The organism is Piscinibacter gummiphilus, assembly GCF_002116905.1.
Lineage (GTDB): Bacteria > Pseudomonadota > Gammaproteobacteria > Burkholderiales > Burkholderiaceae_C > Rhizobacter > Rhizobacter gummiphilus.
This window is the reverse complement of the sequence record NZ_CP015118.1, coordinates 3,069,545-3,081,567: the sequence shown is the minus strand read 5'-3', so window position 1 is coordinate 3,081,567 and position 12,023 is coordinate 3,069,545. Positions and strand designations below refer to the sequence as shown.

Annotated in this window: 12 protein-coding genes; 2 read left to right on the top strand and 10 right to left on the bottom strand. The window is 70.6% G+C overall.

Translation table 11 applies throughout. The annotated features are described in order from the left end of the window. Nucleotides 1–6: 6 nt before the first annotated feature. Nucleotides 7–624, bottom strand: coding sequence for a CDP-diacylglycerol--serine O-phosphatidyltransferase (gene pssA, locus A4W93_RS13795; RefSeq protein WP_237357781.1), 618 nt, complete (start codon nt 622–624; stop codon nt 7–9). A gap of 322 nt (nt 625–946) precedes the next feature. Continuing rightward, nucleotides 947–1,576 carry a LysE/ArgO family amino acid transporter gene (locus A4W93_RS13790; protein ID WP_085751151.1) on the bottom strand — a complete coding sequence of 210 codons (630 nt, stop codon included), beginning with the start codon at nt 1,574–1,576 and terminating at the stop codon, nt 947–949. Nucleotides 1,577–1,648: 72 nt separating this feature from the next. Between A4W93_RS13790 and A4W93_RS13785 the strand changes: the two genes are divergently transcribed. After that, on the top strand, nt 1,649–2,554 hold the full coding sequence (locus A4W93_RS13785; RefSeq protein ID WP_085751150.1) for a LysR family transcriptional regulator ArgP: 906 nt from the start codon (nt 1,649–1,651) through the stop codon (nt 2,552–2,554). Here A4W93_RS13785 and A4W93_RS13780 read toward each other — a convergent pair. Next, on the bottom strand, nt 2,551–3,795 hold the full coding sequence (locus A4W93_RS13780) for a TIGR03862 family flavoprotein (protein ID WP_085754163.1): 1,245 nt from the start codon (nt 3,793–3,795) through the stop codon (nt 2,551–2,553). The genes A4W93_RS13785 and A4W93_RS13780 overlap by 4 nt on opposite strands. A 96-nt stretch (nt 3,796–3,891) precedes the next feature. Here A4W93_RS13780 and corA point away from each other — a divergent pair, with 96 nt between their 5' ends. Next, nucleotides 3,892–4,860, top strand: a complete 969-nt coding sequence (corA, locus tag A4W93_RS13775; protein ID WP_085751149.1) for a magnesium/cobalt transporter CorA — start codon at nt 3,892–3,894, stop codon at nt 4,858–4,860. A 1-nt stretch (nt 4,861) separates the two neighbouring features. Here the strand turns inward: corA and A4W93_RS13770 are convergent, their stop codons facing one another. The 7 genes from A4W93_RS13770 to A4W93_RS13740 are packed head-to-tail and all read right to left on the bottom strand — an operon-like array spanning nt 4,862 to nt 12,019. Next, nucleotides 4,862–5,767, bottom strand: a complete 906-nt coding sequence (locus A4W93_RS13770; protein WP_085751148.1) for an SDR family oxidoreductase — start codon at nt 5,765–5,767, stop codon at nt 4,862–4,864. A 19-nt stretch (nt 5,768–5,786) separates the two neighbouring features. Next, the gene (locus A4W93_RS13765) at nt 5,787–6,722 is read right to left on the bottom strand and encodes a glutathione S-transferase family protein (protein ID WP_085751147.1); all 936 of its coding nucleotides are present in this window, start codon (nt 6,720–6,722) and stop codon (nt 5,787–5,789) included. 17 nt (nt 6,723–6,739) lie between these two features. Beyond that, nucleotides 6,740–7,177, bottom strand: a complete 438-nt coding sequence (locus A4W93_RS13760) for a PaaI family thioesterase (RefSeq protein ID WP_085751146.1) — start codon at nt 7,175–7,177, stop codon at nt 6,740–6,742. Nucleotides 7,178–7,183: 6 nt separating this feature from the next. Beyond that, complete coding sequence (locus A4W93_RS13755) at nt 7,184–7,978, bottom strand: SDR family oxidoreductase (RefSeq protein WP_085751145.1); 795 nt, start codon at nt 7,976–7,978, stop codon at nt 7,184–7,186. A gap of 39 nt (nt 7,979–8,017) precedes the next feature. Beyond that, on the bottom strand, nt 8,018–9,961 hold the full coding sequence (locus tag A4W93_RS13750; protein ID WP_099959901.1) for a M3 family metallopeptidase: 1,944 nt from the start codon (nt 9,959–9,961) through the stop codon (nt 8,018–8,020). Nucleotides 9,962–9,964: 3 nt separating this feature from the next. Beyond that, nucleotides 9,965–10,153 (bottom strand): hypothetical protein, encoded by a 189-nt coding sequence (locus A4W93_RS13745; protein WP_085751144.1) that lies wholly within the window; start codon nt 10,151–10,153, stop codon nt 9,965–9,967. A gap of 39 nt (nt 10,154–10,192) precedes the next feature. Next, entirely contained in the window at nt 10,193–12,019 is a 1,827-nt protein-coding gene (locus A4W93_RS13740; protein ID WP_085751143.1) for an acyl-CoA dehydrogenase, read from the bottom strand. Nucleotides 12,020–12,023 lie beyond the last annotated feature (4 nt).

The window sequence follows — 12,023 nt, the reverse complement described above, 5'->3', positions numbered from 1 at the left end:
GGGCGGTCAGAGTTTGGGGATCCGGATGCGGCTGACCATCAGCGACCCCGACAGCGCGAACATCAGCACCAGAGGGTGGAGTTTCAAGCCGCCGATGGTGACCATGCCGAACCACAGGTCCGGGCCGATGGCCCCCTGCCAGGCGGCCACCGCGATGACGATCACGAGGGCCAGCGAGGTGGGGATGGGCGTGCCCTCGAAGTACTTGACCTTGTCGCCCCCCTCGGAGAGCGCCTCGGCGGTGACGTTGTACCGCGCCAGCCGCGACACGCCGGCCGCCACGAAGAACACCAGCACGATGCGGTCGTAGAACCCCTGCATGCCCGCGCCGTAGGCGATCACGGCCGGTGCGACACCGAAGGAGATCACGTCGGCCAGCGAGTCGAGCTCCCGGCCCATGGCCGACGAGCGTTGCCGCCAGCGGGCGATCCGGCCGTCGAGCACGTCGAAGATCAGGGCGAGCGGGATCAGCGCGCAGGCGAAGTACAGGTGCAGCACCTCGCGGGTCTGGAGGTAGGTCATCACCGAGAACAACGACCCGACACCACAGAACGCGTTCGCGAGCGTGAACCAGTCCGCGAGGTGGAACTCCCGGATCATCGAGAAGGGTTTGGCTTTTTCCATGGCGGCAAGCATAGACCAGAGTCAGGTGTCCGCCGTCCCGGCAAGGTGCCGTTGAAAAAAATGCTGGCCGCGCGAGAAGGCGTACGGGTAAAAAAAACGGACGGTGCCGTGAGACACCATCCGTTGAAGAGACCGCAGTAGTTGGGGAGGGAGAGAGTCTGCGGCCCCGGGGAAACCAAACTGTATGAGCACCGTCGCATCCTGCGTGTAGGACATGACCCCGAAATGCCGTACCTCAAGAGGAGGGAGAGGTAACGTGCGGTTGCGGGATGCGTCATTTCGTGAGGGGCCGGCGGTCTCCCGACCGCGGGACGCGCCCGGCTCAGGCGCCGAACGCCTGCCAGGCCATCAGGCCGGCGAGCAGGAACATGACGGCGGCCACGATGCCGTCCAGCACGCGCCACGCGACCGGACGCTGGAACAGCGGCGCGAGCAGCCGGGCGCCATAGCCCAGGCCCGCGAACCACAGACCGCTGGCCGAAGCCGCGCCCGCCGTGAAGTACCACTTCAGCGCGCCGGCCTGCTGGGCGCCCACCGAACCCACCAGCACGACGGTGTCGAGGAAGGTGTGCGGGTTGAGGAACGTGAAGCCGGCCAGTTGCAGGATCACGTGGCGCAGCGGCGCGGCCGCGCCGCTGCCCGGCAGGGCCATCGATCCGGGGCGCAGGGCCCGGGCGGCGGCCCGCGCGCCGTAGGCCAGCAGGAAGGCGGCGCCGCCCGCGGCGAACGCGGTGGCGACCATCGGGTGGGCCGCGATGAGCCGGGCCATCCCGGCCACGCCCAGCGTGATCAGCAGCGCGTCGGCGATGAAGCAGAACACCACGATGGGCAGCACGTGTTCGCGGCGCAGGCCCTGGCGAAGCACGAAAGCGTTCTGGGCGCCGATGGCCACGATCAGGCCCAGGCAGAGACCGAAGCCGGTGATGAAGGAAGACGAGACGGGGAGATCCATGCCGTCAGGATGCCCGGCGGTACGAGATTAGGAAAGTTAAACTTCCTGCATCTCGTGAAGGAGAACTGAATCATGCTGGACTACGCCTCGCTGGCCGCCGTGGCCCAGGTCGTGCGCGACGGCAGCTTCGAGCGGGCCGCCCGCGCCCTGCACGTCACGCCGTCGGCCATCTCCCAGCGCATCCGGCTGCTGGAGGAGCGGATGGGCCTGGCGCTGATCGTGCGCGGCACGCCCTGCACGGCCACCGCGGCCGGCCAGCGCCTGTGCCGCCACGTCGAGCAGGTGGGCATGCTGGAGCACGACCTGCACCGCGCCCTCCCCGCCATGGGCCAGCTGGGCGACCCGGCCGCGCGCCTCACGCTCAAGGTGGCGGTCAACGCCGACAGCCTCGACAGCTGGTTCGTGGGCGCCGCCGCCCGCTTCTGCGAGACCGAGGCCGCGCTGGTCGACGTCAGCATCGACGACCAGGACCACACGGCCGAATGGCTGCGCAGCGGCGCCGTGATCGCCGCGGTGACGGCCAGCGCCAAGCCCATCCAGGGCTGCCGCAGCATCCCGCTGGGCAGGATGCCCTACGTGGCCACCGCCAGCCCCGCCTTCGTCAAGCGCTACCTGAAGAACGGGGTGGATGCGGCATCGCTCGCCGAGACGCCCTGCATGACCTTCAGCCGCAAGGACGCGCTGCAGGCCGACTGGCTGCGCCAGGTGTGCGGCCGGTCCGTGGAGGTGCCGCGGCACTGGCTGCCGTCGTCGCAGGCCTTCGTGGCCGGTGCCCTCACCGGCCTCGGCTGGGGCATGAACCCGCGGATGTTCGTGGCCGACCTGCTCAAGCGCGGCAAGCTCGTCGAGCTGGTGCCGGGCACCGACCTGTCGGTGGCCCTGCACTGGCAGCACGCGCGGCTGCAGATCCCGATGCTGGACCGGCTCACCGAGGCCGTGGTGACCACGGCCCGGGACAAGCTGGTCCAGGAGACTTAGCGCGTCACCCAGGCCGCCGCGCCCTCCCCGGCCGTTCGACCGGTGGCGAAGCATGCCGTGAGCAGGTAGCCGCCGGTCGGAGCCTCCCAGTCCAGCATCTCGCCCGCGCAGAACACCCCGGGCACGGCCTTGAGGCCCAGGCCCGCGTCCAGCCCGTCGAACCGCACGCCGCCGGCGGTGCTGATGGCCTCGTCGATGGGCCGGGTGGCATCCACCGTGAGCGGCAGCGCCTTGATGGTGGCGGCCAGGCGCACCGGGTCGGCCATCGCGGCCTTGTCCAGCACCTCGTGCAGCAGCCCGACCCTCACGCCGTGCAGGCCCAGGCGGGACTTCAGGTGCGACGACAATGACCGCGACCCGCGCGGGTGCGCCACCTCGGCCGCGACCCGCTCGGCCGTGTGCGTGGGCAGCAGGTCCAGGGACAGCGTGGCCTTCCCGTCGCGCGCGATGCGGTCGCGCAGGAACGACGATGCGGCGTAGACGAGGCTGCCCTCGATGCCGGTCTCCGTCAGCACGAACTCGCCCACCTGCCGGAACTCGTCGCCCACCGACAGCGCCACCGCCTTCAGCGGGTCGCCCGCATGGCGCGTGCGCAGGTGCTCGGACCAGGCCGGCGCGACGTGGAACCCGCAGTTCGACGGCTTCAGCGGCGCCAGGTTGACGCCCCGGGACGCGAGCCGCGGCACCCAGGCGCCGTCGGACCCGAGACGCGCCCAGCTGCCGCCGCCCAGGGCCAGCACCACGGCATCGAAGTGCCGGGAGACCGGGCCGGCCGGGGTCTGGAAGTTCAGCGTGTGGGCGCGTTCGGGCGCCCAGCCCGTCCAACGGTGGCGCATCGAGAAGCGCACGCCGGCCGCGCGCAGGCGCTGCAGCCAGGCGCGCAGCAGCGGCGCGGCCTTCATGTCGGTGGGGAACACGCGCCCCGAGCTGCCCACGAAGGTGGTGATGCCGAGGCCGTGCGCCCAGTCCTGCAGCGCCTGCGCGCCGAAGGCCTCGACGTGCGGTGCCAGGGCAGCCGCGGCGCTGCCGTAGCGGCGCAGGAAAGGTTCGGGCGCCTCGCTGTGCGTCAGGTTCAGGCCGCCCTTGCCCGCCAGCAGGAACTTGCGGCCGACGGACGGCATCGCGTCGAAGAGTTCGACCGCCACGCCGCGCGCCGCCAGGGTTTCGGCCGCCATCAGGCCGGCAGGGCCACCGCCGACGACGGCGACGCGGGGAGATTCGGAGGGAGACGGCAGGGACATGCGGGAGCGGTTCAGCGGGGATCGTTCGGAAGGGGCGTGCGGCGCGGGGCCGGCCATGCGACCATTGTCGCCTCCCGACACCGTTCCCCGCTCACCATGCTGATCACCTGCGTCGCTTACGAGGAAGGCCGCAAGCTCGCCGACATCCGCCCCGAGGCGATCAGCGACTACCTCGCCCGCCCGGGCTGTTTCGTCTGGGTGGCCCTGAAGGACGCCACGCCCGAGGAGCTCGAGACGATGCGGGTCGAGTTCGACCTGCACGAACTCGCGGTGGAGGACGCGAGGCACGGCCACCAGCGCCCGAAGATCGAGGAGTACGGCGACACGGTGTTCGCGGTGGTCCACACGGTGGAGCTGTCGCCCGAGCAGGACCTGCAGGTGGGCGAGGTCGACGTGTTCGCCGGCCCGAACTTCGTCATCTCGATCCGCAACCGTTCGATGCACTCCCTCGGCGTGGTGCGCGAGCGCGCCGAGCGCGAACCCCACCTGCTGCGCAACGGCTCGGGTTTCGTGCTGTACGCGCTGATCGACGCGATCGTCGACGAATACTTCCCGGTCATCGACACGCTCGAAGCCGAGCTGGAGGACATCGAGGAGCAGATCTTCACGCCGGGCACGGGCCGGGCGAACGTGCAGCGGCTGTACGCGCTCAAGCGCCGCATCACGGTCGTCAAGCACGCCGTGGCCCCGCTGCTCGAATCGGTGAGCAAGCTGACCGTGGGCCGCGTGCCCCAGGTGTGCGCGAACACGCGCGACTACTTCCGCGACGTGGTGGACCACCTGGCGCGCATCAACGCCCTGCTGGACGGCCTGCGCGACACGATCGGCACCGCGATCCAGGTGAACCTGTCGATGGTGACGATCGAGGAGGCCGAGACCGCGAAGCGTCTGGCGGCCTGGGCCGGGATCTTCGCGCTGGCCACCGTCTTCGCCGGCATCTGGGGCATGAACTTCGAGGTCATGCCCGAGCTGAAGTGGATCTGGGGCTACCCCGCGGCCCTCGTGACGATGGCCTTGTCGTGCGGGGTGCTGTACCGCTACTTCAGGAAGGTCGGCTGGCTCTAGGTCAGGCCTCGCGCAGCGCCTTGCGCAGTTCTTCGCCCTTCTCGGGGCGGGCGACGAACGGGTCGCTCGGGTTGCGGCCGTGGAGCACGTCGTCCAGGCGCACCTGCACCCCGGCCAGCGCCTGGGGGTGGCTGTAGATGTAGAAGGTCTCGTTGCGGATGGCCTCGAACACCGACTCGGCGATGGTGGTGGCCGTGACCTTGCCGCTCGTGACGGCCTTCGACGCCATCGCGCGGCCGATCAGCTGGCTCTTGGTCATGGGCGCGTTGTCGCTCAGCTCGGCCGGTCGGTTGCGCGCGCTGTCGGCGATGCCGGTGGGCACGAAGTACGGGCACAGCACCGAAGCGTGCACCTGGTCGGTCACGAGGCTGAGGTCCTGGTACAGCGTTTCGCTGAGCGCGACCACCGCATGCTTGCTGACCGTGTAGACCCCCATGTTCGGCGCCGCCACCAGACCCGCCATCGACGCGGTGTTGGTGATGTGGCCGCGCCAGGACGGGTCCTTCTTCGCGGCCTCGAGCATCATCGGCGTGAAGACGCGCACGCCGTGCACCACACCCATCAGGTTGACGCCGAGCACCCAGTCCCAGTCCTTCAGGGACGACTCCCAGATCAGGCCGCCACCGCCCACGCCGGCGTTGTTGAACACGAAGTTCGGCGCGCCGAACTTGGCGAACGTGGCCGCGCCCAGCGCTTCCACCTCGGCGGCCTTGGAGATGTCGAGGCGGTACGGCAGCACCTGCACGCCCAGGGCCGAGATCTCGGCCGCGGCCTTCGTCAGCGCTTCCTGCTGCACGTCGGCCATCACGACGTTCATGCCCAGGCCGGCGGCGATGCGCGAGACCTCGAGACCGAAACCGGACGCCGCGCCGGTGATGACGGCAGTGCCGCCCTTGAAGTTGTTCATGGGATGTCCCTTTCTGTTTTCAGTTCGGAGTCTTGACGGCCTTGACCTGATAGCCCAGGCGCGGGAAGTGCACGTGCACGCGCCCGGCCCGTTCGTCGGTGCGTTCGATCACCACCTCGTCGGCCGTCAGACCCACGAGCGCACCTTCGTTGAGGTCGGTGCCGTAGTCGGTGGCCGAGACGGTGACGGGTGCGCCGGCCTCGAAGCCGAGGCCCGGGGCGACCGAGACCGGCGCGAACGTGGTGCTGGCGCGGGCGACCTCCAGCGCCTCGCCGCTCGAGAGGCGCGTGGGCCTGCCGTGGCCGAACGCCTCGACGCGGCGGTACCAGCCCGAGACCTTCGGGTACGGCGTGAAGAGTTCGCCGAGCAGCGGCGCGCGCTTCAGGTGCCACACCGACTGCGCGGCCGACACGTCGGCAATGCTGGGCACCGCGCCCAGCAGGAAGGGCCGGCCGTCGGCCAGCATCGATTCGAGCCAGCGCAACTGCGTGTGCAGCTGCACGCCCGTGTCGGCCGGACCGGGCCGGGCGCGGCCCACGGTCATGGCCGCGCGGTCGGCACCGAAGGCCTTGAGGAAGTCGGGCGACGCGTCGGCGAGGCGCTGGGCGAGGCCGCCGGCCTGCAGCGCGTAGGGAATGGCGGCCCAGAACAGCGTGCTGTCGGCCCAGTTCGAGACGATGTGCTGCAGGTCGGTGAGCACGTGCGGGTACAGCGAAGGCTGCGGCGCGCGCTGCTCCAGCAGGCGGCAGATCAGAGCGCTGTCGCAGTAGACGTCGGCCCCCACCTGCAGGAACGGCGTGCGGCGGTAGCCGCCGGTGAGCGCCACCACGTCGGGCTTCGGCAGCATCACCGGCACCTCGACGGAGCGGTACGCCAGCCCCTTGAGGCCCATCACCAGCCGCACCTTCTCGGAGAACGGGGACGACTCGTATTCGTGGAGGATCAGGTCGCTCATGGGTGCGGCTCGTTCAGTCAGTCGGAAGCGCCAGGCTTCTGGATGCGCCGCCCGCCCGCGGGCAGCCCGTTGAGGTACTTGAACGTGCCGGTGGCCTGGGCCAGCAGCGCGCCCTTCTCGTCGAAGACCGAGCCCTCGCAGAACGCGAGCGAGGCCGTGCCGTGCACGAGTTTCGCCTTCGCCACCATGCGGCCGAGGCCCGGCCGCATGAAGCTGGTCTTCATCTCGATGGTGACCACGCCCTGCCCCGTGGGTTCCGAGCCCGGCTGCGGCGCACGGGCCGCGTGGGCCATGGCCACGTCGAGCAGGGTCATGGTGAGCCCGCCGTGGGCCACCATCCACGAGTTGCAGAGTTCGTCGCGCACCTCGACGGCGATCTCGGCCTCGCCGCCCTCGAACTTCAGCAGTTCGAAGCCGAGCGTCTTGACGAACGGGATCTGGCGCGGGAACTCCATGGCCGGTCAGCCCCCGCCGTGGATGGCCGAGACACCGCCGTCCACCGCCAGGATCTGGCCGGTGATGTGCTTGCCTGCGGCCGACGCGAACAGCAGCGCGGCGCCCTTGAGGTCGTCGTCGTCACCGATGCGGCCGAGCGGCGCGTTGCCGGACAGCTTGTCGGCACCCACGCGGTCGATGGTGCCCTTGGTCATCTTGCTCGGGAACATGCCCGGGGCGAGCGCGTTGACGTTGATGTTGTGGCGCCCCCATTCACCGGCGAGCGTGCGCGTGAAGTTCACGACCGCGCCCTTGCTGGTGCCGTAGGCGATGTACTGGATCTCCTTCGACGCGCCCGACAGGCCGGCGATGGAGGCCACGTTGATGATGCGGCCCTGGCGGCGCGGGATCATGCTCAGCTTGCCGACGGCCTGGCTCATCAGGAAGATGCTGCGGATGTTGAGGTTCATCACCTTGTCCCACGCCTCGAGGGGGTGGTCTTCGGCGGGGGCGCCCCAGGTGGCGCCGGCGTTGTTGACGAGGATGTCGATCTCGCCGAGCGCGGCCTTGGCTTCGGTGGCGACGCGGGTGATCTCTTCCGGCAGGCTGGCGTCGGCCGCGATCCAGCGGGCATCGATGCCGCGGGCCTTCAGGTGGGCGGCGGATTCTTCGAGGTCGGCGGCCTTGCGGGAGGTCAGCAGCACGCGCGCGCCGGCTTCGCCGAGCGCTTCGGCGATCTGCAGGCCGAGGCCGCGGGATCCACCGGTGATGAGGGCCGTCTTGCCCGAGAGGTCGAGGAGTTTCTGGATGGGGGTGCTCATGGTGACTCCAAGGGTCGTCGATGATGACCGATTCGGCTGTCAGGGACGCGACAGCGCCCTGAAAAAGGCCTCGTTGTTGGTGGGGCGGCCGAGGAAGCGGCGCATCAGTTCGTTCGCGTCCACCTGCCCGCCCTGCGACAACACCTCGCGACGGTACCGCGACCCGGTGTCCGCCGACAAGCGGTCCGACACGAAGGCCGTGCGCAGGTCCTCGGCGAGCACGAGGCTCCAGAGGTACCCGTAGTAGCCGGCCGCGTAGGCGCCCGCGATGTGGGCGAAGCCGGCGGGGAACTGGCTGCCCTCGACGTGGCCGAGCGGCGTGGCCGACTCCATGCGGCGCCACAGGTCCATCGGTTCGGCGGGCTCGCGGCCGTACAGGGCCTGGTCGTAGCTCGCGAACAGGCGCTGGCGGGCCTGGCCGATGCCCTTGCCGAACTCGCGCGCCTCGAAGGCGCGGGCCAGGAGGCCGTCGGGCACCGGCGGACAGGTGGCGCAAACCTCCTGGAAGAGTGCGATGACCCGCGGGTCGTAGGCCCAGTCCTCGAACATCTGCGACGGCGCCTCGACGAAGTCGAACTGCACGTTCGTGCCGCCCTGCGAGGCGTAGCGCGTCTTCGACAGCAGCCCGTGCAGCGCGTGGCCGAACTCGTGCAGCAGCGTCTCCAGTTCGTCGAGGTTCAGGCCCTGGCGGTTGAAGTTCACCACGAGCGCGGACGCCGCCGTGCGCCCGGTGCGGGTGGCGCCGTTGTTCAGGCTCCAGACGGCGGCGTGGTTGTACTTGTCGGCCCGCGGGTACAGGTCGACGAACAGGGTGCCGAGATGCGTGCCGTCGGTGTCGCTGACCGTGAAGGCCCGCGCATCGGCATGCCAGAGCTTCCGGGGCTGCGCCTCGAAGCGCACGCCGAACAGCCGCCCGGCCAGCGCGAACACGAAGTCGAGGCTGGCCTCCGGCGGGAAATGCTGGCGGAACTGTTCCTGGGCCACGTCGTGGCGTTCGCGGCGCACCTGCTCGGAGAGAAAGGCCACATCCCAGCGCTGCACCGTGCCGCCGTCGAAGGCGGACTTCAGCACGGCCAGGTCGGCGACTTCCCGGCGGGCGACGGCATCCTGCACGCTCGCGAGGAATGCGGCGACGGTGGCTTCGTCGTGTGCCATGCGCCGGCGCAGCACGAGGTCGTCGTAGGACGCGAAGCCCAGCAGGCGCGCCTGTTCGCGCCGCAGCCGGGCGATCTCGGCGAGCGTGCGCAGGTTGGCGTCGCCTCCCTGGGTGAGCCCGGCGCGCCACATGCGTTCGCGCGTGCCGCGGTTCGTCGCGTGCTCGACCACCGGCTGGTACGTGGGCGCGTCGAGGCCCAGCCGGTAGCGGCCCTGGCCATCCTTCGGCGCCGAGGCCCACACGGCGCGAGGCACGCCGTCGAGCTCGGCTTCGGTGAACGCGAGTCGGCGGTGGTCCTCGGCGATGCGGCGTTCGAAATCCTGCTCCAGCCGCGCGAGGTCACGCGCAATGCGCCGGGCCTTCGCGCGGCCGGCCGGTGGCAACGCCACGCCGGCGTCCTCGAACGCGTCGAGCTGGTCCTTGCGGAAGCGGCGGTCGATGTCGTCCGCGGGGTCCGTGGCCCGCAGGGCCGCGTGGACCCGCGCGTTCTGCAGGAACGCGGCGGCGAAGTCCTGCAGCCGGCGTTCGCACGCCTGGGCCGCGTCGCGCAGCGCCTTGGCCGGGTGCACGGCCGACAGCAGCGCGACCGGGCCGGCGACGTCCTCCTGCAGGATGGTCAGGTCGTCGAGCGCGGCCAGCAGGCCCGGCCCCGGGTCGAGCCCTTCGAGCCGCCGGACCGCATCACGCGATTCGGCGAGCGAGGCCGCGCAGGCCCGCTCGATCTGGCGCGGCGTCTTCCAGGCCGGGAACTCGTAGGGCGCGGCGACCGCGCCACCCCACACCACCGCGAGCGCCGCAGCGCCCGCCCGCCACGACCGCATCGGCATCGGTCAGTCGCCCTTCATGCGCGAGCGGACGTAGATCAGCGCGAACCCCACCGCCGCCACCACGCCCCCGCCCACCATCATCGACGTGCCCAGCGGCCCGGCCGAGCGCTGCACGGCGATGCCGAAGCAGACGACCAGCAGGCCGCCGTAGACCAGCACCCAGATCAGGGTGTCGAGCGTGCTCGTTTTCATTCAGCGCGTTCCCGGGAGACGATGGACGCCCATCATCGCCTAGAACCACGCCTCCTGCATCTGGCGGCAGGTGTCGTCGCGGCTCTCCACCACGGCCAGCCAGGCGGGCACCTTCGGCAGCTCGTAGCGGAAGAAGAACTGCGCGGCCTGGCGCAGGCCGCGCGCCGTGTCCGAGTCGGGCGCGGCGTGGGCGGTGAGCGCCACGTCCAGCCAGACCCACGCGAGCGCCGTGTGGCCGAAGGCCTGCAGGTACGGCGTGGCGTTGGCCAGGGCCTCCTCGGGCACGCCGGTGGACCACGCGGCCTGCGTGGCCTTCGCCAGCGCGGCCCACGTGCCGGCCAGCGACTCGGCGAACGGCGCGAGCGCCGGTCGGGCCTTCGCGCGGGCGATGGTGGCCTCGACCCGAGACGCCAGCAGCGCGAAGCCGCGCCCGCCGTCCATCACCACCTTGCGGCCCAGCAGGTCGAGCCCCTGGATGCCGTGGGTGCCCTCGTGGATCATGTTGAGGCGGTTGTCGCGCCAGTACTGCTCCACCGGGTAGTCGCGCGTGTAGCCGTAGCCGCCCAGCACCTGGATCGCGAGGCTGTTGGCCTCGAGGCACCATTCGCTGGGCCAGCTCTTCGCGATGGGCGTGAGCATGTCGAGCAGCAGCCCGGCCTCGGCGGCGGCTGCCGCATCGCCCGTGTGGTGCTCGTCGACGAGGTGCGCGCACTGCAGCGCGAGCGCCATCGCGCCCTCGCAGTACGCCTTCTGCGCGAGCAGCATGCGCCGCACGTCGGCGTGCTGGACGATGGGCACCTGCGGGCGGCTGGCGTCCTTGCCGCCGACGGCCACCGGGCGGCCCTGCGGGCGCTGGCGGGCGTAGTCGAGGCTGGCCTCGAAGCCGGCGTAACCCAGCATGGTGGCGCCGAGGCCCACCCCGATGCGCGCCTCGTTCATCATGTGGAACATGTTGCGCAGGCCGTCGCCCGGCCGGCCCACGAGGTAGCCGATGGCGCCGGCGCCACCGCGCACCGGGTACTTGCCCTCGCCGAAGTTCAGCAGCGTGTTGGGGATGCCGCGGTAGCCCAGTTTGTGGTTCAGGCCTGCGAGCGCCACGTCGTTGCGTTCGCCGGTCAGCGCGCCGTCCGTGTCGACGAGTTTCTTCGGCACGATGAACAGCGAGATGCCCTTCGTGCCGGGCACCAGTTGCCCGTCGGAACCCGGGATCTTCGCGAGCACGAGGTGCACGATGTTCTCGGCGAGTTCGTGTTCGCCGTTGGAGATCCACATCTTGTTCCCGCGAAGTCGATAACGCGGCCCCAGCGGATCGCTCCCGGCGCCCTCCCCGTCCGGCACGGCGCGCGTGACGATGTCGGAGAGGCTGGAGCCGGCCTGCGGTTCGGACAGGCACATCGTGCCGAAGAAGCGGCCCGAGAACTCGTTCTTCGCGAACACGTCCTTCTGCGCCTCGGTGCCGTGGGCCATCAGCAGGTTGGCATTGCCGCTCGTCAGCATCGCACCGCCGCCGAGGCCGATGCTGGCCTTCGAGAAGAAGCTGTTGGCCGCCATCTCGATCACGCACGGCAATTGCATGCCGCCCATCTCCGCGTCCTGCGCCGCGGCGAGCATGCCGCTCTCGACGAAGGCCTTCGCGGCGTCGTGGGCCGCCTGGGGCTGCACCACCCGCTCGCCGTCGAAGTGCGGCTCCTCGGTGTCGGCGAGGCGGTTGAACGGCACGAACTTCTCGCGGGCGATGCGCTCGCAGGTGTCGAACACCGACGTGAAGGTCTCGCGCGAATGGTCGGCGAAACGCTCGCGCGCCGTCAGCGTCTCGACGTTCAGCCAGTCGTACAGCAGGAAGTCCAGGGTGTCGCGGAAGCTCATGGTT

Coding starts and splice junctions, on each gene's coding strand:
- corA (WP_085751149.1), top strand. CDS start 3,892: ATGCTGATCACCTGCGTCGCTTACGAGGAAGGCCGCAAGCTCGCCGAC.
- A4W93_RS13760 (WP_085751146.1), bottom strand. CDS start 7,177: ATGGAGTTCCCGCGCCAGATCCCGTTCGTCAAGACGCTCGGCTTCGAA.
- A4W93_RS13780 (WP_085754163.1), bottom strand. CDS start 3,795: ATGTCCCTGCCGTCTCCCTCCGAATCTCCCCGCGTCGCCGTCGTCGGC.
- A4W93_RS13740 (WP_085751143.1), bottom strand. CDS start 12,019: ATGAGCTTCCGCGACACCCTGGACTTCCTGCTGTACGACTGGCTGAAC.
- A4W93_RS13790 (WP_085751151.1), bottom strand. CDS start 1,576: ATGGATCTCCCCGTCTCGTCTTCCTTCATCACCGGCTTCGGTCTCTGC.
- A4W93_RS13765 (WP_085751147.1), bottom strand. CDS start 6,722: ATGAGCGACCTGATCCTCCACGAATACGAGTCGTCCCCGTTCTCCGAG.
- A4W93_RS13755 (WP_085751145.1), bottom strand. CDS start 7,978: ATGAGCACCCCCATCCAGAAACTCCTCGACCTCTCGGGCAAGACGGCC.
- A4W93_RS13770 (WP_085751148.1), bottom strand. CDS start 5,767: ATGAACAACTTCAAGGGCGGCACTGCCGTCATCACCGGCGCGGCGTCC.
- A4W93_RS13750 (WP_099959901.1), bottom strand. CDS start 9,961: ATGCCGATGCGGTCGTGGCGGGCGGGCGCTGCGGCGCTCGCGGTGGTG.
- pssA (WP_237357781.1), bottom strand. CDS start 624: ATGGAAAAAGCCAAACCCTTCTCGATGATCCGGGAGTTCCACCTCGCG.
- A4W93_RS13785 (WP_085751150.1), top strand. CDS start 1,649: ATGCTGGACTACGCCTCGCTGGCCGCCGTGGCCCAGGTCGTGCGCGAC.
- A4W93_RS13745 (WP_085751144.1), bottom strand. CDS start 10,153: ATGAAAACGAGCACGCTCGACACCCTGATCTGGGTGCTGGTCTACGGC.